17 protein-coding genes are annotated in these 25373 nt (G+C 63.6%); 14 read left to right on the forward strand and 3 right to left on the reverse strand.

Annotated elements, in window-relative coordinates:
• On the reverse strand, positions 1-954 hold a 954-nt coding region (locus AC1DUB_RS23175), incomplete at its 3' end, for an Ig-like domain-containing protein (protein WP_477731519.1).
• 449 nt (positions 955-1403) lie between these two features.
• Positions 1404-2672 (reverse strand): MFS transporter, encoded by a 1269-nt coding sequence (locus AC1DUB_RS23180; RefSeq protein ID WP_477731520.1) that lies wholly within the window; start codon positions 2670-2672, stop codon positions 1404-1406.
• Between the two features lie 109 nt (positions 2673-2781).
• Here AC1DUB_RS23180 and AC1DUB_RS23185 point away from each other — a divergent pair, with 109 nt between their 5' ends.
• The 8 genes from AC1DUB_RS23185 to AC1DUB_RS23220 all read left to right on the forward strand — a co-directional run bounded on the left by AC1DUB_RS23185 (position 2782) and on the right by AC1DUB_RS23220 (position 18461).
• Positions 2782-3612 carry an AraC family transcriptional regulator gene (locus AC1DUB_RS23185; protein WP_477731521.1) on the forward strand — a complete coding sequence of 277 codons (831 nt, stop codon included), beginning with the start codon at positions 2782-2784 and terminating at the stop codon, positions 3610-3612.
• A gap of 354 nt (positions 3613-3966) precedes the next feature.
• Positions 3967-5355 carry an efflux RND transporter periplasmic adaptor subunit gene (locus AC1DUB_RS23190; RefSeq protein ID WP_477731522.1) on the forward strand — a complete coding sequence of 463 codons (1389 nt, stop codon included), beginning with the start codon at positions 3967-3969 and terminating at the stop codon, positions 5353-5355.
• Positions 5356-5434: 79 nt separating this feature from the next.
• Positions 5435-8524 (forward strand): efflux RND transporter permease subunit, encoded by a 3090-nt coding sequence (locus AC1DUB_RS23195; protein WP_477731523.1) that lies wholly within the window; start codon positions 5435-5437, stop codon positions 8522-8524.
• Between the two features lie 709 nt (positions 8525-9233).
• Entirely contained in the window at positions 9234-12557 is a 3324-nt protein-coding gene (locus AC1DUB_RS23200; protein ID WP_477731524.1) for an efflux RND transporter permease subunit, read from the forward strand.
• Positions 12558-12753: 196 nt separating this feature from the next.
• On the forward strand, positions 12754-14199 hold the full coding sequence (locus AC1DUB_RS23205; RefSeq protein WP_477731525.1) for an efflux transporter outer membrane subunit: 1446 nt from the start codon (positions 12754-12756) through the stop codon (positions 14197-14199).
• A gap of 218 nt (positions 14200-14417) precedes the next feature.
• Positions 14418-15416, forward strand: a complete 999-nt coding sequence (locus AC1DUB_RS23210; RefSeq protein ID WP_477731526.1) for a PLP-dependent cysteine synthase family protein — start codon at positions 14418-14420, stop codon at positions 15414-15416.
• A gap of 23 nt (positions 15417-15439) precedes the next feature.
• Positions 15440-16585 (forward strand): cystathionine gamma-synthase, encoded by a 1146-nt coding sequence (locus AC1DUB_RS23215; RefSeq protein WP_477731527.1) that lies wholly within the window; start codon positions 15440-15442, stop codon positions 16583-16585.
• A 175-nt stretch (positions 16586-16760) separates the two neighbouring features.
• Positions 16761-18461 carry a hypothetical protein gene (locus AC1DUB_RS23220; RefSeq protein ID WP_477731528.1) on the forward strand — a complete coding sequence of 567 codons (1701 nt, stop codon included), beginning with the start codon at positions 16761-16763 and terminating at the stop codon, positions 18459-18461.
• Between the two features lie 11 nt (positions 18462-18472).
• On the opposite strand, the gene AC1DUB_RS23225 is transcribed toward AC1DUB_RS23220, so the two are convergent.
• On the reverse strand, positions 18473-19423 hold the full coding sequence (locus AC1DUB_RS23225) for a LysR family transcriptional regulator (RefSeq protein WP_041388832.1): 951 nt from the start codon (positions 19421-19423) through the stop codon (positions 18473-18475).
• Positions 19424-19610: 187 nt separating this feature from the next.
• Here AC1DUB_RS23225 and AC1DUB_RS23230 point away from each other — a divergent pair, with 187 nt between their 5' ends.
• From AC1DUB_RS23230 to AC1DUB_RS23255, 6 genes are all read left to right on the forward strand, one after another.
• Entirely contained in the window at positions 19611-20582 is a 972-nt protein-coding gene (locus AC1DUB_RS23230) for a Bug family tripartite tricarboxylate transporter substrate binding protein (RefSeq protein WP_477731529.1), read from the forward strand.
• Positions 20583-20586: 4 nt separating this feature from the next.
• Complete coding sequence (locus AC1DUB_RS23235; protein ID WP_477731530.1) at positions 20587-21642, forward strand: 4-hydroxythreonine-4-phosphate dehydrogenase PdxA; 1056 nt, start codon at positions 20587-20589, stop codon at positions 21640-21642.
• A gap of 69 nt (positions 21643-21711) precedes the next feature.
• Entirely contained in the window at positions 21712-22884 is a 1173-nt protein-coding gene (locus tag AC1DUB_RS23240) for an L-rhamnonate dehydratase (protein WP_477717234.1), read from the forward strand.
• A 5-nt stretch (positions 22885-22889) separates the two neighbouring features.
• Entirely contained in the window at positions 22890-23807 is a 918-nt protein-coding gene (locus AC1DUB_RS23245; RefSeq protein ID WP_477717235.1) for a dihydrodipicolinate synthase family protein, read from the forward strand.
• A gap of 44 nt (positions 23808-23851) precedes the next feature.
• On the forward strand, positions 23852-24835 hold the full coding sequence (locus tag AC1DUB_RS23250; protein WP_477731531.1) for a TRAP transporter substrate-binding protein: 984 nt from the start codon (positions 23852-23854) through the stop codon (positions 24833-24835).
• A gap of 33 nt (positions 24836-24868) precedes the next feature.
• Positions 24869-25360: a TRAP transporter small permease gene (locus tag AC1DUB_RS23255; RefSeq protein ID WP_477731532.1), complete on the forward strand. Its 492-nt coding sequence runs from the start codon at positions 24869-24871 to the stop codon at positions 25358-25360.
• The last annotated feature ends 13 nt before the right edge of the window (positions 25361-25373 follow it).

Consider the following 25373-nt stretch of genomic DNA (forward strand, 5'->3'; position numbering starts at 1 on the left):
GTGCGTGGCGTCGTCCTGCACCAGGTCCGTCACCGTGCCGTGGGTCGCGCTGATGTCGCCCAGGACGAAGCTGGCGCCCGGCGCCTCGCTGAAGGTGAAGTTCACCACAGAGCTGTTGTCGGTGTCGCTCAACGCGCTGTCGACGAAGGCGATCGCCACCGTCGGGTTTTCCGTGTCGATCGTCACGCTGTCGCTGCCCGCAGAACCGGTGTTGCCGGTCACGTCGGTGTAGCTGGCCGCCACCACCGTCACCGAGCCCTGGCCCTCAAAGCCGTTGTCGGCCGTGAAGGTGGCGGTATAGACCAGCGGGTTGGTCGCATCGACCACCAGGTTGGTGATCAAGCCGTGGGTCGCCGTAATGTCGGCGGCGGTGAAGCCGATGGGCGCCTCGCTGAAGTTAAAGGTCACCACCGAGCTGTTGGTGGCGTCGTTGAGAGATGCGGCGGCGATATTGACCGTCACGCTCGGGTTTAACGTGTCAGTAGAGTCAACGATCTTGACGTTCCCGACGTAAACCTCCAGTTTCTCGATCATCTGCACCGTTAAGGTAGATGATCCGAATGTGAAATTAAAGTCGCTCCCGCTCCCATTTGAAACCTCACCCGTCTTCGCATTGGTAACGGCAACCAGCTTTGCCAAGTAGTCCTGGATTTGGGTTTGATAGGTATTCCACTCCGCCGTAGATGCTAAATTGATGACGAGCGTGTCCTTCCCCGCCCCACCCGTATAGATATCGGTGCTCGGTAATAATTGAACGCCAAGGTCGCTGAGGTTGTAAACCAACGTATCGCTACCCGATCCCCCATTGAGCCGGTCGCTGCCGGAGCCGCCATCGATGATGTCGTTGCCGGCTCCGGAGTTGATGATGTCGTTGCCGCCACCACCATCAATTGTGTCGGTGCCAGCCCCCCCCGTCAGGACTTCATTGCTGCTGGTTCCAAGAATTTCAGCCATGTCAACTCTCCTTCGGCTCTGCTGTGTCAATGAATGCGTGGACTTTCATCCCTGCGGCGAGCCCGGCTCGATCCGTTGGTGAAAGTTTGCAACCAGTTGTAGCGCCCTGCCATCCCCAGTTTTTCCGCTCTTTTGCACTCATGTATAAGAGTCCAAAGGCGGCACCTGACTTCAGTGAGGCACGTCCGAATCAGAAGGGGCGATTTATCAGGACAGGCCCGACATACCCCATAACATTGGCACGGTGTGCGCCGGCGCGGCCAACGTCCGGTTATTAGCCGCATAAACCCATGCGTTCTACTTACTGCAATAATTGTCACAATTTGTGACTTTTGAAACAATTACCGCTAACGCCTTACCCTGAGCAAGACTCCAACGGATTTATGGGTGCCTGCAAGCGTGCAGCGCCACATTGAACGCGCCCCCCAGCGGCATCCAGCGCACGCGCCTCAGGCGATAGCCTGCGCGGTTCGCCGCACCTTGCGCACCTTGAACGCGCTGGCAATCAGCACCGCTTGCACCAGCGCCAAACCCAGCAGCACGCCGCGGTACTGGCCGTGGTCCATCATCACGCCAAAGATCAGCGGCGCGACAGCCTGGCCAATGTCGAGCCCCGCATACACCACGCCGTAGACGCGGCCGGAGGCGTTGTCAGGCGTGGAGCGCTTGACCAGCAAATCCCGCGAAGGCGCCGCAATGCCCGATGCAAAACCCATGGCGCCGAACAGCACGGGCACCATCCACGCGGCAAAGCTGCCCAGGGCCAGCAGCAGCGCTACAACGGCCGCCGCCCCGAAACCAATGCCGACGATGCGCTCGCAACGGGCGGGGTCGGCGGCCAGAAAGCCGCCCAGCACCATGCCGCCCGCGCTGCACACCATGTAGATCGTCAGGCACATCGCCACCAGCGCCAGGGGCACGCCATGCAGATGACGGGCAGCTTCGGGTGCAAAGGCCTGCACCACGCTCAGCACAATGGCGTACCAGAAGAAGAACGCAAAGCACATCCACACCGCGGGAATCCTGAGAAAGCTCAAGGAGCTGTCGGGAGCAGCGGCACCCTTGCCGGGCGTTGTTACATTGAGTGTGAGCTTGTCGCGATTCAGCAGCAGCACTCCCATCACCGCAAAGACCAGCACGCCCGCTGCGGCCAATGCCACACGCCATGACGCGGCAAAAGTGAGTGTGACCACCAGCGCCGGCGCCAGCGCCCAGCCCAGGCTGCCGGTGATGCCATGCACACTGTAGGCATGGCCCAGGCGCGACGGACTCACCTTGCGGTTGATCAGCGTGTAGTCCACCGGATGAAACACGCCATTGCCCAGACCGGCGATCACGGCAAACCCGGCCATCATCCAGTAGCTGGTGCTGATGGAATAACCCAGGGCGGCAATGCCGAGCAGGCTCAGCCCGCCAAACAGAACAGGGCGCGGGCCAAAACGGTCCACCGCAAAACCCGACAAAGCCTGCACCGCGCAGGAGACGACGAAAAAAATCGTCATCAAAAACCCCAGCTCGGCGTAACTCACGCTGAACGCTTCCTTGAGCCAGGGGAACAGCGGCGCCAGCAAAAGCTGGCTGAAGTGGCTGATCAGGTGGGCGGTGCCGACCAGGCCGATGATGCTGGCGTCCTGCCGCAACGAAGCAGCGGCCGGAGTAGAGGCGGGAGCTGTAGTAACAGCTGCCACAGCCACATTCGCAGTGCTTGAAGTATTCATGGCGCTATCGTAGTATTGGTCTCACTTGCCGGAATACGACAAAAAGCCATGATTCTGCGAATTTCAGACAAACCATCAAACACCCCTCTCCCCGGGGTGCCGCTGCACCATGGCCCGTAACACCCGCCTCCAATTCATGCCGGTGGGCGACACGGACCCCTTCACGCCCAGCCGGCAACGCCCCGTGCGCGTGCGGGCCCGCGCCATGCCGGTCGACACGCATTTCAAACCGCATTCGCATGCCTGGGCACAACTGGCCTATTGCGCCACCGGTGTCGTGCAGGTCACGGCCGAGCAGGGCGACAAGGCCGGGGGCGAGATCACCTACATCGTTCCGCCGTCGCGCGCGGTCTGGATTGCCCCCGGTGCGCGGCATCACGTCACGGTGCTGGAAGCCGCCGAGTTACGCACGCTCTACATCGACGCGAGTGTCACGCCCGAAGGCTGGGAAGGGTGCCGCGTCATGGTGGTATCGCCGCTTCTGCGGGAGTCGATTCATGCGCTTGACGCACCCGCCGGGCGACCCCTGACGGCCGCACGCGAACAGTTGCTCAGCAGCCTGGTGCTTGACGAGATCACCCATGCCGACACCCAGGCGCTGGGTGTACCGCTGCCGCATCCGCAAACCGGCGACAAGCGGCTGCGCGCGCTGTGCGAAGCCGTGCTGGGCGCGCCCTCGGAACGCGCCACGCTGGCCGAGTGGGCCGCCGGGATTGGCGCCAGCGAGCGCACGGTGGCGCGGCTTTTTCGCGACGAACTGGGCCTGAGCTACCACCAATGGCGTCAGCAGGCCATCCTGGCGCACGCCCTGCCCCTGCTGGCGCGTGGCACGCCGGTGAGTTTGGTGGCCGCGGCCAGTGGCTATGCAAGCGACAGCGCGTTCTCAGCCATGTTCAAATCGGCAATGGGACAGACACCTGGCCATTTTCAGAACAAATAAGCCACCAGCCAAAAAAACCTGAAAAACCCCGAAACAAACCGCTATCAGAACAATAGCAATCATTGACTCGAATGCCCGCTGGCGTCCTGCGGCTGACAAACGGTGACGTGGGGTGACGTGGCAGGCGTTTCTCTTTACCGGACGTTTACGCAGAGCTTTCGAGCGGTACACCTGCGCCCGGAGGGTTGCAGTGATAATTAATTGTGAGCATGCGATGCAGGCCTGGCGGCGATCACGAGGAATGCGCCACCCTGAAGTTCATGCGGAGCATGCAGAACACCGATAGCACCCATCAAACACAAACAATAAATGCCACGGCGATCCCGTTGTCGTGGCAGGCAACAAGGACTGCTGATGGACCCCAAAGCCGAAACGCCGCACACCAGCGCCGCGCCCCATCCCGGTAAACGATTGAGCCGCCGTGCATCCATCATCGGCGGCGTGCTGGCAGTGCTGGCCCTGGCCGGTACCGGCTGGCTGGCCTGGCACCTGACCCATCCTTCGTCGGAAGCTGGCAATACGGCAGCCGGGCCGGGGGGCGCTGCCGGACGGCGTGGACCACCCGCCACCACGGTGGGAGTAGCCACCGCCGAGCAGGCCAGCATTCCGGTGGTTCTTGAGGCGCTGGGTACCGTCACACCGCAGGCCACCGTCAAGGTGCGCCCCCAGGTGTCCGGTGTCATGGAAAAAGTGCTGTTCAAGGAAGGCCAGATGGTCAAGGCCGGCGACCTGCTGGCCACCATAGACCCGCGCCAGTTTGAAATGGCGTTGATGCAGGCCTCCGGCCAGCGCCAGCGCGACGAAGCGCAACTCGACAGCGCCCGCGTCACCCTGCAGCGCTTCAAGACCCTGCTGGAGCAGGACTCGATTGCCCGCCAGGAAGTCGACACCCAGGCCGCACTGGTCAAGCAGCTGGAAGGCACGGTTGTCATTGACAAGGCCACCGAGGGCACGGCCCGCCTCAACCTGGGCTACACCCGGGTCGTGGCGCCGGTCAGTGGCCGGGTGGGCCTGCGCACGGTGGACGTCGGCAACGTAGTGAGCAGCAGCGACGCCAACGGCATCGCGCTGATCACGCAGGTCAGCCCGATTGACGTGGTGTTTTCCATTCCGCAGGACCAGCTTGGCGAGCTGCAGCAAAGCGCTGGCGGCAGCGCCGCCATGAAGGTCACAGCGCTCGACCGGACGCGATCCACCACGCTGGACACCGGCGTGTTCGCCTCGCTGGACAACCAGGTCGACACGCAAACCGGCACGATCAAGGCCAAGGCACGCTTTGCCAACAGCAAGCTGACGCTCTTCCCCAGCCAGTTCGTCAATGTGCAACTGCTGGTCAAGACGATTGACAACGCCGTGGTGGTGCCCGTGACGGCACTGCGCCATGGCAGCACCGGCGACTATGTGTATGTGGTCAATACCGCCGAGCGCACCGTGAGCCTGCGGCCCGTGCAACGCGGCCAGGCCACGGTCGACAAGATTGTGATCGCGTCCGGGCTGCAGCCCGGCGAGCGCGTCATCACGGAAGGCGCCGACCGCCTGAAGGACGGCGCCAAGGTGATCCTGCCCGGTGACCAGCCCGCTGGCGGTGGTGGCGGCTCCGGTTTCGCCGGCAAGCGCCAGCGTCCCGGCGGGCCCGCATCATCCCCGTCCGCATCGGCTTCTGGCCCTGCCGCCGAGGCGCCTGCGGACCCGGCCTCCGGCCCACGGCGGCGGCGCCGCGCTTCGCCAGCTGACGGCTCATGACGGGCATGTATTGCTCCTTCCTTTGCCCGTCCCCGGAAAGGGAGGGAGCAACTCCGGCAAGAGCGGGAGTCAAGACAGCATGAGCCCGTCAAGCCCCTTCATCCTCCGGCCGGTAGCCACCTCGCTGCTGATGGTCGCCATCGTGCTGGCGGGCCTGGTCGGCTTCAAGTTCCTGCCGCTGTCGGCATTGCCGCAGGTCGATTACCCGACGATCCAGGTGCAAACGCTCTACCCCGGCGCCAGCCCGGAAGTCATGGCGCAAACCGTGACGGCGCCGCTGGAGCGCCAGTTCGGCCAGATGGCCGGGCTGCAGCGCATGAGCTCGACCAGCGCCGCCGGCGTATCCATCGTCACCTTGCAGTTCAGCCTCGGCCTCACGCTCGATGTGGCCGAACAGGAAGTGCAGGCGGCCATCAACGCCGGTGGCTCGCTGTTGCCGGCCGACCTGCCTGCGCCGCCGGTGTATGCCAAGGTCAACCCGGCGGACGCGCCGGTGCTCACCCTGGCCATTACCTCCGACACCATGCCGCTCACGGAGGTGCAGAACATTGTCAATACCCGCCTGGCCCTGAAAATCAGCCAGGTCAACGGCGTGGGGCTGGTGTCGCTCAGCGGCGGACAGCGCCCCGCCGTGCGCATCCAGGCAGACACCCGGGCGCTGGCCTCTTACGGGCTGGCGCTCGACTCGCTGCGCACCGCCATCAGCGCCGCCAATGCCAATGGCGCCAAGGGCAGCATCGACGGTCCGACCCGCGCTTATTCCATCAACTCCAACGACCAGCTGCTGGCCGCCACCGACTACCAAAACCTGATCGTTGCCTGGCGCAACGGCGCGGCCGTTCGCCTTTCTGAAGTGGCCCAGGTGGTTGACAGCGCCGAGAACATCAAGCTTGGCGCCTGGAGCGGTCTGAAACCGGCCATCATCCTGAACGTGCAGCGCCAGCCCGGCGCCAATGTCATCGCCACGGTTGATGCCATCAAGGCGCGCCTGCCCGAGTTGCAGACCGGCTTGCCGGCGTCGATGAAGGTCGATGTGCTGAGCGACCGCACCACCGGCATACGCGCCTCGGTCCTGCATGTGGAGATCGAGCTGCTGCTGGCCGTGCTGCTGGTGGTGCTGGTGATCTTTGTCTTCTTGCACAGCGTGCGCGCCACCGTGATTGCCAGCCTGGCCGTGCCGATCTCGCTGATCGGCACCTGCGGCGCCATGTACCTGCTGGGCTACAGCCTGAACAACCTCAGCCTGATGGCACTCACGATTGCCACCGGCTTTGTGGTGGACGACGCCATCGTGATGATTGAAAACATCTCGCGCTACATCGAGCAAGGCGAAGAGCCTCTGGCCGCTGCATTCAAGGGAGCCAAGCAGATCGGCTTCACCATTATTTCGCTCACCGTCTCGCTGATTGCCGTGCTGATTCCGCTGCTCTTCATGGGCGACGTGGTGGGTCGGCTGTTCCGCGAATTCGCGGTCACCCTGGCCATCACGATCCTAATTTCGGCCGTGGTGTCGCTGACGCTGGTGCCCATGATGTCGGCACGCTGGCTCAGGCACCTGCCTGCGGGCGAAGGCAGCAAGACAGGCGCGCGGCTGCAGGCCCTGACGGACCGCGTGATTGCACGGTATGACCGCTGGCTGAGCTGGGTGCTCCAGCGCCAGGGCGCCACCTTGCTGGTGGCGCTGGGCACGCTGCTGCTGACGGTGCTGCTCTATATAGTGATTCCCAAAGGCCTCTTCCCCACCCAGGACACCGGCCAGCTGCAGGCCCGCATCGAAACCGCGCAGTCGGTTTCGTACGCCCGCATGGCCGACTTGCAGCAGGCGGCAGCCCAAGCCATTCTGGAAGATCCCGATGTCAACACGCTGAGCTCCTTCATCGGTGTGGATGCCGCCAACAACACCATGCTGCACACCGGCCGCATGCTGATCAACCTCAAGCGCGAACGCAGCGGCAGCCAGCAGGCCACCATGGACCGCCTGAAGGAGCGCGTGGGCAAGGTCGCCGGCGTGACGCTCTACCTGCAACCCACGCAGGACCTGACCATCGATGCCGAAACCGGCCCGACCCAGTTCCGCGTGTCCATCGAAGGTGCCGACGACGCCACGGTCGTGCAATGGGCCACCAAACTCGCGCAGCGCATGCAGACGCTTGGCAGCGTGCGCAATGTGGCGTCCGATGCCGGCTCCAGCGGTGCAGCGGCCTACATCACGGTAGACCGCGACACGGCGTCACGGCTGTCCATCACGGCCTCTTCCATCGACGACGCGCTCTACAGCGCCTTTGGCCAGCGCATAGTCTCCACAATTTTTACCGAGACCAACCAGTACCGCGTGATCCTCGAAGCCATGCCCGATCAGCTGACGACGCCGGCCGCGCTCGGCAACCTGCAACTGAAAACAGGCTCAGGCATCACCACCCCGCTCTCGGCGATTGCCACCATTGCAGAGCGGCCCGCCCCCCTGCAAATTACCCACGTGGCCCAGTACCCCGCCACCACGCTGGGCTTTGACACGGCACCGGGTGTTTCGCTGGGAAAGGCCGTCAGTGAGATCAAACAGGTGGCCAAAGATATCGCCATGCCGGGCAGCGTGACCATGACCTTCCTGGGCGCGGCCGGCGCCTACCAGTCGTCGCTATCCAACCAGCTCTGGCTGATCCTGGCGGCGATCGTCTGCGTGTACATCGTGCTGGGCGTGCTCTATGAAAGCTATATCCATCCGCTGACCATTCTTTCCACCCTGCCCTCTGCCGGCGTCGGCGCATTGCTGGCGCTGATGATCAGCGGCTCCGACCTGGGGGTGATCGGCATCATCGGCATCATTTTGCTGATCGGCATTGTGAAAAAGAACGCCATCATGATGATCGACTTTGCAATTGACGCCGAGCGCAACGAAGGCAAGTCAGCGCAGGAGGCGATCCATCAGGCGGCCCTGCTGCGCTTTCGCCCCATCCTCATGACGACGCTGGCGGCGTTGTTTGCCGCGGTGCCGCTAATGCTGGGCTGGGGCGAAGGCGCCGAGCTACGCCGGCCGCTGGGCCTCGCTATCTTCGGCGGCCTGATCGTGAGCCAGATGCTGACGCTGTTCACCACGCCGGTGATTTACCTGGCGTTTGACCGGATGGGGCGCAGGTTTGGGCGGGGGCGGAAGGTGGAGGTTGTGGTGTGAGAGCTGTTTCCTGCTTTCAAGCCGGTCGGTCTTTGCTGAGGACTGCTGGCCGGGGGTTGCCCGGCGGCAACTCACTTTCTTTTGCTTCGCCAAAAGAAAGTAAGCAAAGTTCACGCAGTGGGGATTCGCTCACTTCGCAAGGCGAAGTTACGCGAATACCAAAAGGCGACCCTGCTGTCTGCGTCCCCTGCGCTTCGCTCCGGGGCAACCTGCGGTGCTCGGTCCAGGCGGGGTCTCGCTCAACTCGCCTGCGGCTCAGACAATCGCGATCCCTGATCCGCCTGGCCCTGCGCTCCTCGGCGCATACAGAAGGGGTGGGGGCAAGGAATACCAAAGCCGAATACCTAAAACCACGAGGACACGCCATGGCGTGTCCTTGTTTGTCTTGGTCGTCTTTGTCTTGGGGTTCGGTATTTGGTATTCGGACTGCCCCGTTCTGGCTGGGCCGAGCAGCGCAGATGGAGGCGGGATCAGGGCCGCAGTTGTTTGAGCGAAGCGAGTTCTGCGGCCCCCCGCCGGAGTCGAGCAGCGCAGGTTGCCCGCAGCGCAGCGAAGGGACCCAGACTGCGGGTCGCCTTTTCTTTGGTGACTTTCTTTTGGCGAAGCAAAAGAAAGTTACTAGCCGCCGGGCTACCCCCGGCCTCCATCCTAAGCAAGAGTCCCTGCCGACGAGTACCCGACCGCACCACGACCCAGCGGGAGCTGTGTCATGAACCTCTCCGAGCCCTTCGTCCGCCGCCCGGTCGCCACCGTCCTCCTGACCATAGGCATCGCCCTGGCCGGCATAGGCGCGTTCTTTGTGCTGCCCGTCTCGCCCCTGCCGCAGGTTGATTTCCCGGTCATCTCGGTCAGCGCCTCGCTGCCCGGCGCCAGCCCCGACACCATGGCCAGCAGCGTCGCCACGCCGCTGGAACGGCGCCTTGGCGTGATTGCCGGCGTGAATGAAATAACCTCCAACAGCGGCACGGGCTCCACCCGTGTCAGCCTGCAGTTTGACCTGAACCGCAGCATCGATGCCGCCGCGCGTGAAGTGCAGGCCGCCATCAATGCCTCGCGCGCGGACTTGCCAGCCACGCTGCGCAGCAACCCGACCTACCGCAAGGCCAACCCGGCTTCAGCGCCCGTCATCATCCTGGCGCTCACGTCCAAAACCCGTTCACCGGGGCAGATCTACGACGAAGTGTCGAATGTGGTGCAGCAAAAAATCGCCCAGGTGCCGGGTGTGGGCGATGTCGAGCTGGGCGGCGGTTCACTGCCTGCCGTGCGCGTCGAGTTGAACCCATTCGCCCTCAACCGCTATGGCGTCAGCATGGAAGATGTGCGGGCGGCCCTGCAGGCCTCCAACGCCAACCGGCCCAAGGGCGCGATTGAAGGCAATGGCCAGCGCCTGCAGATTTATTCTGGCGCCAACACCGCCACGGGCGGGCTCAAGGCGGCCGACTACCGGGGTCTGGTGGTGGCCTGGCGCAATGGCGCGGCCCTGCGGCTGGGCGATGTGGCCGAGGTGGTGGATGGCGTGGAAAACACCAACACCCTGGGCCTGTTCAACGGCAGCCCGGCCGTCATTGTGCTGGTCACGCGCCAGCCAGGCGCCAATGTGATTGAGACCGTGGATGGCGTACGCGCCCTGCTGCCCGAGCTGCAGGCCCAGTTGCCGCAGGATGTGCAGTTACAGGTGGCCTCGGACAGCACCAACTCGATACGCGCCTCGCTCCGCGAGATTGAGCTCACCCTGCTGATCTCGATTGCACTGGTGGTGCTGGTGGTCAGCGCATTTTTGCGCAGTGCGCGCGCCACGGTCATTCCAGCCGTGGCCACCATCGTCTCCCTGCTCGGCACCTTTGGCGTGATGTATTTGCTCGGGTTCAGCCTCAACAACCTGAGCCTGATGGCGCTCACCGTGGCCACCGGCTTTGTGGTGGACGACGCCATCGTCGTGCTGGAGAACACCAGCCGCCACATCGAGGCCGGCATGGACCGCTTCAAGGCCGCGCTGCTGGGTGCGCGCGAAGTCGGCTTCACCGTGCTGTCCATCAGCCTGTCGCTGGTGGCGGTGTTCATTCCGCTGCTGTTCATGGGCGGGCAAACCGGACGGCTGTTTCGCGAATTTGCCGTGACGCTGTCGGCGGCGGTGATGATTTCCCTGCTGATCTCGCTGACCACCACACCGATGATGTGTGCCTGGATGCTCAAGCCCCCCTCCACGGCCGGACGCGCCCGCAAGCCGCCCGGGCGCTTTGCCTTCATCCCGCGCTGGCTTGAAGGCGCTTATCAGCGTGTGCACCGCAGCTACGAGGTGAGCCTGGACTGGGCACTGGCCAGCAAGCTGCTGGTCATGCTGATTTTGCTGACGGTGGTGGCGCTCAATGTCTACCTCTACGTCAAGGCGCCCAAGGGGTTTTTCCCGCAACAGGACACCGGGCAGATCAACGCCGGCCTGCGCGCCGACAGGAGCATTTCCTTTCAGGCCCTGCAGGGCAAGCTGCGGCAGCTGGTCGACATCATCCGGCGCGACCCGGCCGTGGACACCGTGGTCGGCTTCACCGGCGGCTCGCGGGCGGGCGGCGGCTTCATGTTCATCAACCTCAAACCCGTGGCCCAGCGCACCGAATCCGGCCAGGCGGTCATTGCACGGCTGCGCCCGCAGCTGGCGCAAGTCACGGGCGTCAGCCTTTTCCTCAACACCGTGCAGGACCTGCGCGGTGGTGGCCGCCAGAGCAGTTCGACCTATCAGTACACGCTCAAAAGTGACAACGCGGCCGACCTGCGCGATTGGGCGATGCGGCTGGCCGACCAGATGAAGCGCCAGGATGCGCTGACCGACGTGGACACCGACCAGCAGGAAAACGGCGTGGAGACCATGGTCACCGTGGACAAGGACAGCGCGGCGCGTCTGGGCATCAGCTCGCGCGACGTGGACAACGCCTTGTACAACGCCTTCGGCCAGCGCCAGGTGGCCACCATCTATGCCGACCTGAACCAGTACCGGGTGGTCATGGAGGTGGCGCCACGGTTTATCCGCAGCCCCGAGGCGCTCAAGGACATCTACATTCCGGCGAAGACCAGCAGCCTCACCACGTCAAACACAACCTCAGGCACAACTTCAAGCACCACCTCGGGCACCAGCTCCGCCACGACGACCGCATCCGCATCCAGCGCATCCACAACCGTCATCAACCCGGCCCTGCGCGACCCGTCCAGCGGCCAGGCCCTGAGCTCGTCGGCCACCACCATGGTGCCGCTGTCGACCGTTGCGCGGTTCAGCGAAAACGCCAAGGCCGCATCGGTCAACCACGAGGACGGCGAGCTCTCCACCACGATTTCCTACAACCTGGCGGAGGGCAGCACGCTCAGCGATGCCCAGGCTGCCGTGAAGCAGGCTGAAGCCGAGATTCGCCTGCCCAACAATGTGCGCGGCAGTTTTTCCGGGTCGGCGCGGGATGCCCAGGAATCGCAAAACAAGCAGCCGCTGCTGATTTTGGCCGCGCTGGTGGTGATCTATATCGTGCTTGGCATCTTGTACGAGAGCCTGATCCACCCCCTCACTGTGCTGTCCACCCTGCCCTCGGCCGGCGTGGGGGCAGTGCTGGCGCTGCTGCTGTTCAAGATGGACTTTTCCATCATTGCACTGATCGGCATTTTCCTGCTGATCGGCATCGTGAAGAAAAATGCCATCCTGATCATTGACTTTGCGCTGGAAGCCGAACGGGCACGCGGCCTCTCCGCCACGCAGGCGGTGCGCGAAGCCTGCCTGCTGCGCTTTCGCCCCATCCTGATGACCACGCTGGCCGCCATCGTCGGCGCCCTGCCGCTGGCCATAGGCTTTGGCGAGGGCGCCGAGCTGCGCCGCCCGCTGGGCATTTCCATCATTGGCGGGCTGATTGCCAGCCAGTTGCTCACCTTATTGACCACGCCGGTGGTTTATGTACTGCTCGACAAGCTGCGCCGCCGCAGCCCGTCGGAGCGCCTGCTCAGCCGCCACCCCGACGAACCCGGCGTGCCGCCGCCCGGCGCTCCACTGCAACTGCAATGAGTGATAACCGACATCAACAATACCTGGCTCTCGCTCCTTCCCCCGCTGGGGGAAGGTTGGGATGGGGGCCTGCGGCGACTGACTGTTTGACCGGCAGTGAATCCATACAACAGGGCCCCCCATCCCCTGCCTTCCCCCAGCGAGGGAAAGTCGAAGGAACAAGCGTGACAGGTATGGCACCAAAAGGTGAAAAAGTATGTACAAGGAATTGAAATTGCACCCCTGCCGCTACTATCACTACGTGATGGCCGCCGCACTGACACTGCTGGCCACAGGCTGCGCGGTCGGCCCGGATTACAAGCGCCCGGCCACCGCAGAGGTCAGCGCCTTCAAGGAAGCCGAAGGCTGGGTGCCCGCCGCGCCGGCCGATGCGCTGGAGCGCGGCCCGTGGTGGGCGTTGTTTGGCGACCCGGTGCTGGACCAGCTGCAGTCACGGGTCGAGGTGTCCAACCAGAACGTGGCGCTGGCGGTGGCCGCCTACGCGCAGGCGCGTGCCCTGGTACGCGAGCAGCGGGCATCGCTCTTTCCTTCGGTCACGCTCGACGGCGGAGCCAGCCGTTCGAAGAGCAGCGGCAGTGGCAGCAGCAGTTCTGGCGCTGGCGCTGGCGGGCGCATCGGCAACAACTACCAGCTCAGCATAGGCGGCAGCTGGGAGCCCGACGTCTGGGGCCGCCTGGGCCGGGCCGTCGACGGCGCCAGTGCCGGTGCGCAGGCGAGCGCAGCAGACTTGGCCTCGGCCAAACTCTCGGCCCAGGGCGAACTCGCCGTCAACTACCTTTCGCTGCGCCAGACCGACGCGCAAAAAGCCTTGCTGGAAAACACGATTGCCGGCTACGAGCGTGCACTCGAGATCACGCAAAACCGCTACGCGGCCAGCATTGCCGCCAAGACCGATGTGCTGCAGGCGCAAACCCAACTGGCCAACGCCAGGGCCGAAGCCGCAGGGCTGGTGCGCCAGCGGGCCCAGCTCGAGCATGCCATCGCGGTGCTGGTGGGCGAGGCGCCCGGCAATTTCACGCTCGCGCCCACCGCCTGGACACCCGTGGTGCCAGAGGTTCCGGTCGGCGTGCCTTCCACGCTGCTGCAGCGCCGGCCCGATATCGCGGCAGCCGAGCGCCGCGTGGCCCAGGCTAACGAGCAGATCGGCATCGCCAAAAGCGCCTACTTCCCCAGCCTCAACCTGAGCGCCTCGGCCGGTAGCGCCGCCAGCCGTGTGGCCGACCTCTTCAAAGCCTCCACCAGCTTCTGGTCGCTGGGCCTGTCGGCCGCGCAGGTGCTGTTCAATGCGGGAGCCACCGGCGCCCGTGTCGAAGGCGCGCAGGCTTCGCACGAACAGGCTGTGGCGCGTTACCGGCAGGCCGTGCTGGCGGCGTTCCAGGATGTGGAAGACCAGCTTTCCGCCACCCGCGTGCTGCTGGTGCAGCAGGACTTGCGGCGCCAGGCCTCAGACGCCGCCGACCAGGTCGAGCAACAGGTGTTCAACCGCTATCGCGGCGGCCAGGTCGGCTACACCGAAGTCATCACCGCGCAGGCCACGGCGCTGAGCGCACGGCGCGCGCTGGTGCAGGCCATGGCCGACCGCCAAACCACCGCCGTAGCCTTGATCCAGTCGCTGGGCGGCGGTTGGCAGGATGGACGGTAAAGCGGCCACGCGCCCGCAGTCACTATAGTTTTGATAGCGCATCACGCTACATCCCTGAACGCCCTCCCGTTTACCCGGGCGGCCCGGTTCGCGGGCAGAAGGTAGAACGGATGACCGGGCGGCTTCACGAACCGGCGTGAAGCGACTACAGTGGATGAACAGCCCGTGCCGTTCCCACAGCCGGGCTCGCATGTCGCAACACGCCAATGGGGGCTGCCATGAGATATGAAAGCATCCTGGACGCGATCGGCCACACGCCGCTGGTGCGCCTGAACCAGCTCACCCGGCACCTGCCCTGCGCGGTCTATGCCAAGCTGGAGTTCCTGAGCCCGGGTGGTTCGGTCAAGGACCGCATCGGCATGTACATGATCCAGCAGGCCGAGCGGCGCGGCGAGATAGTCCCCGGTGCGACCATCGTGGAATGCACCTCGGGCAACACCGGCATGGGCCTGGCGCTGTTTGCCGCCGGGCGCGGCTACAAGACGGTGTTCACCATCGCCGACAAGCAGTCCAAGGAAAAAATCGACATGCTGCGGGCCATGGGCGCCGAGGTCATCGTCTGCCCCACCGACGTGCCGCCCGACGATCCGCGCGGCTACATCCAGGTGGCGCAGCGGCTGGCGCGTGACATCCCCGGCGCCTTCCTCTGCAACCAGTACGACAACCCGGACAACACGCTGGCGCACTACGCGAGCACCGGCCCCGAAATCTGGAACGACACCGGGGGCATGGTCACCCATTTCATCTGCGGCATGGGCACTTGCGGCACCATCAGCGGCGCCGGCCGCTACCTCAAGGAACAAAACGCCATGGTCCGGGTGATCGGCGTCGATCCGCAGGGTTCGATCTTCCATGAGCTGTTCCACCGCGGGGCGACGGTGCAGCCCCACGTCTACCGGCTCGAAGGCATAGGCGAAGACTTCATCCCCAAGGCGCTGGACTGGCACGTCATCGACGACGTGATCCAGGTCAGCGACCGGGACAGCTTCCTGATGGCGCGCCGGCTCGCCCGCGACGAGGGCATCTTCGCCGGCGGCTCCTCGGGCGCCGCGATGCTGGCCGCGCTGCAGGCGGCTGAAAAACTGGGCCCGAACGACCTCATGGTGGTAGTGCTGCCCGACGGCGGCCGCCAGTACCTGGGCAAGCTCTACAACGACGACTGGATGCGGGAGCATGGCTACCTCGACGCCAAGCCCGATTCAGCACCGCTATCCTGATTTCAGATTCAGCGAGGCACGCCATGCGCTTTTCCACCCAAGCCATTCACGCCGGCCAGCCGGCGGACCCGACCACCGGCGCGATCATGACACCGGTGTACCTGAGCTCCACCTTCGTGCAGCAAGCACCCGGCCAGCACAAGGGCTACGACTACGGGCGCACCGCCAACCCCACGCGCAGCGCGCTGGAGGCGAATCTGGCGGCGCTGGAGGACGGGGCTTACGGCCTGGCCTTCGCCAGCGGCCTGGCGGCAGAGTCCACCGTGCTGCAGTCGCTCAGCAGCGGCGACCATGTGGTCTGCGGGCAGGACCTGTATGGCGGGACCTACCGGCTGATGACCAGGGTCTTTGCGCGCTTTGGCATCCAGGCCAGCTTCGTCGACGCGACGTCGCTCGACGCGATCCGCGCCGCGCTGCGCCCGCAAAGCCGGCTGGTCTGGCTGGAAACCCCGAGCAACCCGCTGCTGACCGTGTGCGACATTGCCGCCATCGCCGAACTCGCGCACGAACACCAGGCCAGGCTTGCCGTCGACAACACCTTCGCCTCGCCCTACCTGCAGCAGCCGCTGCGGCTGGGCGCGGACATCGTCATCCACAGCACCACCAAATACCTGGGCGGCCACTCGGATGTGATAGGCGGCGCCCTTGTGCTCAATGACGAAGCGCTGTATCAGGAGCTCAAGTTCCTGCAAAACGCAGTGGGCGCGGTGCCGGGTCCGCTGGACTGCTTCCTCGTGCTGCGCGGCATCAAAACCCTGGCCGTGCGCATGCGCCAGCATTGTGACAACGCGCTGCAGCTGGCGCGCCACCTGGCAGCCCACCCTGAGGTCAAGCAGCTCGCCTACCCGGGCCTGGAGTCCAGCCCCCATCACGCGCTCGCCAGCCGGCAGATGCGCGCCTATGGCGGCATGATCTCGCTGGAGCTGCAAGGCGGGGTGGAGCGCAATATCCGTTTCACGACCCAGACAAAGCTGTTCGCGCTGGCCGAGAGCCTGGGCGGTGTCGAGTCCCTGGTCGGCCTGCCCACGGTGATGACGCACGCCGCCATCCCGCCCGCGCAGCGCCAGCAGGCCGGATTGCCCGACGCGCTGGTGCGCCTGTCAGTCGGTCTCGAAGACATCGAGGACCTGATCGAGGACGTGGACCGGGCGATCGAAACATCGCGCTAAGGGCGGTGCGCACGGGGGCAAGCCAGGGTGGACCACCAAATCGCCACCGCGGCCATGACCCAGTCGCCGGGCGGCGGCCGGCCGGGTTTCGATGCGACGGGCTGCGGCACATAAAACCGGTTTTATAGGGGGCATACCGGATGCTCCGGCAGACCTGCACACTTACACTGAGGCGATGCTGACTCCCCCCATCACCAGCCCCACTTCCGGGGACGCAAGCGCCGCTTCCAGTACACCAGCCGTGAAGCAGTTTCGCCAATCCCTGCTTTGGCCGTTGCGTCTTATAGCGGCGGCAGACGCAAAGCGCCTGCACCACGGCCCCTGGGAGGTTCTTCGGGAGCTCGGAGATGCCACACCCTGGCGCGAAGAATTTGACGAGTACACCGGCGACCGGGAAGGTTTTCATGAGCGCCACTACAGCGAATTTGTGAGCTTTTTGCCCTATGTGCAGCGTTTTCTGTATGGCGAAGGACGCTCGCAAAACAAGGGCAGCAAAGCGCCCGGCAGCGATGGCGATTCGCCCATGCGGGTCTTCCGGCGCCGCGACATTGCCGCGGTACGCGTGGTGGCGCAGCCCGGTGATGCGGCCGTCACGCTTGCCGTGGAGCATTGCAACCTCCATTTTTTCTTCGATATCGACGTGGTGCTGCTCAACCTTGAGATTTGCGCCAACGACCTGAGCCTGGCGCAGGCCCAAGAGCTGCTTTACCGCTTCGGCCGCGCGTACCCCGCTGGCTGGGATGCCGACGGTGCTGCGCAGCACTGCATGGCCAGCGTGGAGTGGCTGGCCGCCGACGGCACCGTGCTCGCCAGCTCCGACGCGCAGCAACGCGAAGCATTCCTGTCGCATGTCGCCCAGCACCGGGCGCCGCGCATTGCCGCCCACTGGGCCTATCTGATGCAGCCCTTGGTGAGCGACCATTCGGAGACGCCCGGTACCCTGCGCTACCGCCAGATTGAGTACCACCGGATGCCGGTGATGGCCTATCTGTCACTCGACGACCCGCGCCGCCTCACGCGCACCGACTTCATCCGGCTCGGGCTGGTCACTGGCGCGGGCGCGACCGACGGAAATCTGCCCCACGCCGCACAACACCTGGCTGATTTTGAACAGCGCTACTGCTACGACCGCTTCTGGGGCGATACCGGCGCGGCACCCAACACACGCTACCTGTGCAACGGCCACGCCCTGATTGTGGTGGGCGACGCACACTCAGCCTTCTTTTGCTGCGGCGACCGCGGCGTGCTGGCGCAGTTTCGGCACCAGCACTTCCTGCTGTTCCTGATTGCGCACTTTCAAAAAGCCGCCCTGCTGATGTTTTCCGACCAGCTGGTCGAGGCACTCAAGCGGCTGGACATCCACAACACGCCCAGCGTCAAGGACTTCAAGCGCGCCATTCGTGCCAGTTTTGAGCGCTTTCTGCGCTTCACCCACCGCTACTGGTTTCACGAGATTTCAGAGCAAGCCCAGGTACGCGCACTGTCACACCTGTGCACCACCCACCTGGGGCTTGACCCGCTCTACAACGAGGTCAAAGAGCGCATTGCCGACATGAACACCTACCTGGACGCCGACAGCCTGCGTCGCCAGGCCAGCACGGTAGTGCGGCTGACCGTGGTCACGCTGTTCGGTTTGATAGGCACCATCACGACCGGCTTTCTGGGCATGAACCTGCTGGCCGAGGCGGACGCACCGCTGTGGCGCAAGGCAATCTGGTTTGGCGTGGTGTTTGTCGCCACCACCACGCTTACGCTGTACACCATGGTCAAGTCAAAACAGCTGTCCGACTTTATCGACGCACTGTCGAATGACCGCCTCAGCGTGCGCGGCAAGCTCGCTGCGCTGGCGCGGGTCTGGCGGTCGGATACGGATTGAATTTCAGGTAACTACACCCCATCGGCGAGGCCAGACGGCGCCCGCTGATGCAGCGCCCCGAGGAAAAACCGCGCCGCCTCGCTGAGCGGCCGGTCCTTGCGGGTGATGGAGCCGAACGACTCCATCTTGTGCCGGATCTCGCAAGGCAGGACCTTGAGCAGGCCATGTTGGGCATAGGTGTCGGCAATCGACCGCGGCATGACGGCAATCATGTCCGTCTTGTCGATCAGGTCGGTCGTGGTCAGGATGGAAGCGGTTTCAATCAGGCTTCGGGGCGCCGGCATCTGCAGCATGCGAAACTCCTGGTCCAGCACCTCACGCATCGGGCTGCCGGTAGGCTGCAATATCCAGGGGTAGTCCAGCAGGCTGGCGAACTTCACCGATTTTTTGTGGCCCAGCGGGTGGTGCGCCCCCACCACCACCGACAGCGCTTCGTTATCCAGCGACGCAAAACTGTAGTCCTGCCAGTGTTCATCACGCATACGGCCAATCGCCACGTCCAGCGCGCCTTCGCGCAGCAACTCCAGCAGTCGGTCGCTGGTGTCCATGGTGATGCCGACCGACAACAGTGGGTAGGCCTTCTTGAGCGCAATGATGGCGTTCGTCAGCAAGGTGGGTGAAGGCGCCATGATGGTACCGATGGAGAGCCGCCCCGAAGAGCCCAGCTGCAACTCGGCCAGTTCGCGCGTCATCGATTCCATCGAGCCCCGCATGCCGCGAAAGTAGCCCAGCACGCTGGTGCCCGCTGCGGTGAGCTTCTGCCCGCGCCCGACCCGTTCAAACAGGCGCTGACCCAGGGCCGACTCTAGCTCCTGGATCATTTTGGTGGCCGCTGGCTGCGTCATGCCCAGCTCGGCCGAAGCCTTGCGCAGGGTGCCGTGCTCGCCCACCGCCAGGATGAGGGCCACCTGGCGCATGCGCAGGCGGTTAAGAAGCTGGGGAATGGGTGCAGGATGGGACATGACAGCAGTGCAGAAAAAAGATGAGGACCTTGAGAGCCTTGAGGGCCTTGAGGGCCTTGAGGGCCTCGACGAGTATTTTTAATGATAACTACAGATTATCAAATAATCATCAATTTTCAATTTACGTTAACTGTTACCGCCTCTACCATCAGCGCATTCACTCATAACAATGATCAGGAGACTGCCGATGAAACCCTTGAAATTCCTCCCTTCCCTACTGGTAGCCGCCTGCGCGCTGGCCGGCGCAACCCAGGCGCTGGCCCAGGACTGGCCGACCAAGCCCGTCCGCATTCTGGTGGGCTCGGCTCCCGGTGGCGGAACCGACGCCATGGCCCGTGCCGTGGCGGACCGGTTGGGCCCGCTGCTCAAGCAACCGGTGGTGGTGGAAAACCGCCCGGGTGTGTCCAACACACTGGCCGCCGACGTCACCGCCAAGGCCACTGACGGCCACACCATGGTGATGGGTGTTTCCACCGCTCACGCCATCGCACCGCACCTGCTCAAGCTCGGCTACGACAACAACAAGGACCTGGTGCCGGTGGTGTTTGTCGGCGCGGTGCCCAATGTACTGGTGGTCAACAACGCCCTGCCAGTTGATTCTGTCCAGTCGCTCGTCAAGCTCGCCAAGAGCCAGCCCGGCAAACTGAATTACGCCACCAGCGGCGCCGGCAGCACGCAGCACATCGCGGCCGAGCTGTTCAAGGATCAGGCCGGCGTCTTCATCACGCACATTCCTTACCGCGGCAGCGGCCCGGCTCTGGTCGACCTGGTCGGCGGCCAGGTGCAGCTGAGCTTTGACACCATGCCCTCGGTGATCGGGCAGATCAAGAACGGCCGCATCCGGGCCCTGGCCGTGGCGGCTTCCCGCCGCAACCCGCAGCTTCCCGATGTGCCCACCATGGCCGAAGCCGGTCTCAAGGGCGTGGAAATGAGCGCCTGGTACGGCATCTACATGCCGGCCTCCACACCCAAAGCCGTGCAGGAGCGCGTTTACGCCGAAGTCACCAAGGTACTGGCCATGCCCGAAACGCAGACCCGCCTGGGCGCGATCGGCGCGGACCTGACGCCCATGACGCAGGCGCAGTTCGCACAGTTTCACACGGCTGAAAACAAACGCTACGGCGACCTGATCGCCAAAAAGAACATCAGACTGGATTGAACCCATGAGCCAACACACCACACCGGCAACCACACCGGCAGCCACACCGGTCATTGCCCTGACGTTGGGCGATGCTGCAGGCATCGGTCCCGAGCTGATCGCGCGGTTGCTGAGCCAGCCCGGCATCACCGCCAACGCCAATATCGTGCTGATCGGCGACCCCTGGCTCTGGCAGGACGGCCAAGCCATTGCCGGGCAGACCGTGGCCACGCAAGCCGTTGCCAGCCTCGCCGAGGTGCGCCAGCGCCCCGACCAGCGCCTGCCGGCCTTTCTCGCCGTCGACACCATTCGCCCGGAACAGGTACAGCGCAGCCAGGCGCAGGCCGCTTGCGGCGCCGCGGTACTGCGGGTGCTCAACCTGTGCATGGACGGCGCCAAACGCGGCGAGGTCGACGCCATTTGCTTTGCCCCGCTGAACAAGCAGGCGATGAAGCTGGGCGGCCTGAAGCACGAGGACGAACTGCACCACTTTGCCGAATACCTGGGCGTGACCGGCTACTTCTGCGAGTTCAACACCCTCGGCGACTTGTGGACCTCGCGCGTGTCCTCGCACATTCCGCTGAAAGACGCGGCGTCCATGCTCAGCCAAGAGCGCATCGTGGATGCCGCCCGCCTGATTTACCGGTCACTGCAGGCCAGCGGCACCGCCAGCCCCACAGTGGCGATCGCGGCCTTCAACCCGCATGGCGGGGATGGCGGTATGTGCGGACGCGAAGAGATCGACATCATCGAGCCGGCCGTGCGCGAGTTGCGCGCCAGCGGCTTCCCGGTCGATGGCCCCTTCCCCGCCGACACCATCTTTCTCAAGGCGCGCGATGGTCAGTACCAGGCCATCGTCACCATGTACCACGACCAGGGGCAGATCGCCATCAAGCTCATGGGCTTCAGCAAGGGCGTGACGGTGCAAGGCGGCTTGCCGGTGCCCATTACCACGCCGGCACACGGCACGGCTTACGACATTGCGGGCCAGGGCGTGGCCGATGTGAATGCCATGCTCAACGCTTTTCAGATTGCGCAGCGCATGGGAGGACGCCTGACGGCACCTCCCCAAGGGAAGTAATCCGGCTCACCCCTCCCCAACCCTCCCCCCGGGAGAGGGCTCGAAAGATTCACCTCACAGGAAACCAGCATGAAAATCAAATCAGTTCGCGCACGTGTGTTTGAGTGGAAAGGCAAAACCGTTCCGCCTCAGGGTAATTTCTGCTCCAACGCCATGGACCTGCTCTACTCCAACAAGGAGACCATGAGCACCTTCCGCTTCCACTCCTGGACGGTGGTTGAAATTGAAACCGACGACGGCATCATCGGCCTGGGCAACGTGGCACTGGCGCCCGCTATCGCCAAAGCCATCATTGACCAGTACCTCACACCGCTGGTGCTGGGCCAGGACCCTTGGGACTACGAGTACCTGTGGCAGCGCATGTACCGTGCCACGCACGCCTGGGGCCGCAAGGGCGTGACCATGGCCGCCATCTCGGCAATCGACCTGGCTATCTGGGACATCCTGGGCAAGTCGGTGAACAAGCCGGTGTTCAAGCTGCTGGGCGGCCGGACCAAGGAAAAAATCCCCTGCTACTACTCCAAGCTCTACCGCACCGACCTCAAAGCCATGCAGGACGAAGCGCAGAAATACCTGGACCAGGGTTTCACCATGTTCAAGTCGCGCTTCGGTTACGGCCCTGCCCACGGCACCAAGGGCGTGGCGGAAAACCTGAAGGCAGTCGAAGCGATCCGCGAAGTGATCGGCTACGACAACGACCTGATGCTCGAGTGCTACATGGGCTGGAACCTGGAGTACGCCAAGCGCATGCTGCCCAAGCTGGAGAAATTCCAGCCGCGCTGGGTCGAGGAACCGGTGATCGCCGACGACATTGACGGCTACGCCGAACTGAACCAGCTCACCAGCATCCCGATTTCGGGTGGCGAGCATGAGTTTTCGCTGTACGGCTTCAAGCAGTTGCTCGACAAAAAAGCGGTGTCGGTGGTGCAGTACGACACCAACCGCGTGGGCGGCATCACGGCGGCCCACAAGATCAATGCCTTGTGCGAGGCATATAGCGTACCGGTGATTCCGCACGCCGGACAGATGCACAACTACCACCTGACCATGAGCACTCTGGCCTCGCCCATGAGCGAGTACTTCCCGATGTTTGACGTGGAAGTGGGCAACGAGCTGTTTTATTACATCTTTGACGGCGAGCCGGTGGCGGAAAACGGCTTCCTGCAGCTCGACGACAACAAGCCCGGCCTGGGCCTGACGCTCAAGACCGAGTTCCTCAAAGACTTCAACATCATCGAGTGAGCACCATGGCAGCCAGGTTCAAGGGCGTATTTCCGGTGGTGCCCACCACCTTCAACGATGCGGGCGAGCTGGACCTCGAAAGCCAGAAGCGTTGCATCGACTTCATGATAGACGCGGGCTCGAACGGCCTGTGCATCCTGGCGAATTTTTCCGAACAGTTTTTGCTGTCGGATGACGAGCGCGAAACGCTCACGCAAACCATCCTCAAGCACGTCGCGGGCCGGGTGCCGGTGGTTGTGACCACCACGCACTTTGGCACGCGGGTATGCGCCGAGCGCAGCCGCCGCGCACAGGATGCTGGCGCCGCCATGGTGATGGTCATGCCGCCCTACCACGGCGCCACCCTGCGAGCGAGCGAGGAGAAGATTTACGAATTCTACGCAGCGCTATCAGACGCCATCAACATCCCGATCATGATCCAGGATGCCCCCATGAGCGGCACGCCGCTGTCTCCAGCGTTCCTGGCGCGCATGGCCAAAGAGATCAAGCAGGTGTCGTACTTCAAAATTGAAACAGCCGGTGCCGCTTCCAAACTGCGCGAGCTGATCCGCCTGGGCGGCGATGCCATTGAAGGCCCGTGGGACGGCGAAGAAGCCATCACCCTACTGCCCGACCTGGACGCGGGTGCCACTGGCGCCATGACCGGCGGCGGCTACCCCGATGGCATACGCCGCATCGTGGACGCCTATGCCGCGGGCCGCCGCGAAGAAGCTGTGGCCGAGTACACCCGCTGGCTGCCGCTGATCAACTACGAAAACCGCCAGGGCGGCATCCTGACGGCCAAGGCGCTAATGAAGGCCGGTGGCGTCATCTCCTGCGAAGCCCCACGCCACCCCTTTCCTGCGATGCATCCCGAAGTCCGCAAAGGCCTGATCGAAACCGCCCAGAGGCTCGACCCCATGGTCCTGCGCTGGGGCAAATAGTTTCTTAGCTGGCCCTTAAAAAATTCTGAATCTGGAGACAAACCATGAAAACCCGTTCCTTTCTCAAACTCGCTCTTTCTGTCGCTGTGCTTGCCTCAGCCCTGGGCGCCAACGCGCAAACCACCAAAATCCGCTTTGCCCATGCCGGGCCGGAAACCGCGTCGCAGCATCTGGCCGCGCTGGAGTTTGCCAAACTCGTCAAAGACCGCAGCAAGGGGCAATTGGAGGTTCAGGTCTACCCCGGTAGCCAACTGGGTAATGACTCGACCGTTTTGGGCGCGGTGCGCGGCGGCACCATCGACATGATGATGGCAGGCAGCGGCAATTTCTCAGGCATGGCCTCGCATTTTGAAGTGCTGGACATTCCCTTTTTGTTCCGTAGCCCGGCGCATGCCTATGCCACAGTAGACGGTGCAATCGGTCAGGGCCTGATGAAAGAGCTCGAAGGCAACGGTCTGAAGCAACTGGCGTTTTGGGAGGTGGGCTTTCGCTCCATCACGACAAAAAACCGGCCTGTCAAGACACCGGCCGATGTCAAGGGTTTGAAGATTCGCACCATGCCCAACCCGATTCACCTGCAAGCCTGGAAGCTGCTTGGCACCAACCCGGTTCCGATGCCTTTGGGCGAGTTGTACCAGGCGCTCGAATCGGGTGCGGTGGATGCACAGGAACACCCGGTTGACATCACCTACGCGGCCAAATTTTACGAAGTGCAAAAGCATCTCACCATGACCAGGCACGCCTTTACCGCGATGCCTGTCGTCTTCAGCAAAACAAAGTTTGACGCACTCAACCCGGAACTGCAAAAGGTGTTGTTGTCATCGGCGGCCGATGCAAAAGTTTTCCAACGCACCATGAACCAGAAAAACGAGGCAGGAATCATTGCCGATCTGCGCAAGAACGGCATGAACGTGATCGAGACCTTTGACCCGGCCCCCTTCAAAGCCGTGGTGGGCGAAGAAGTACGGAAAACCTACACCGCCAAAAACGGGCCCGAGCTGCTTGTCGCAGTCGAAGCCGTCAAGTAAGCAGCCACTCGGTAACGCTTTATGGCAGTCAAAATGTTCACCCGCGCCGTGGACTGGTTGCTCATCGTCCTGCTTGGAACGATGGTCGTCCTGATTTTCGGCAACGTGGTTCTGCGCTACGGGTTTAATTCCGGCATCGTATTTTCTGAGGAGGTCTCGCGCTTTGTCTTCATGTGGCTCACCTTGATCGGTGCGCTGGTGGTGATGAAGGACAACGCTCATCTGGGCATGACAAGCCTGATAGACCGCCTGGGCGAGAAGGGGCAGCGCATTTGCCGCTTTTTGGCCGACAGCCTGACATTTACGTGCTGTGCCCTGCTGGCCCACGGCACCTGGAAACAGGTGGTGCTTGGCATGGATAACCGGGCCCCTGTGACCGATATCCCTCTGGGCCTGATCTACATGAGCCTGCTCATCAGCAGCGCCGGAATGGCGCTGGTCATGACCTGGTCGCTGTGGCGGCAAGCCACGGGGCGAATGCCAAGAGAAGAGCTCGTTTCCCATAGCGGCGACGGCGGCGAATAAGCGCGAAAGACCA

The organism is Polaromonas sp. P4_F9 (assembly GCF_056401235.1).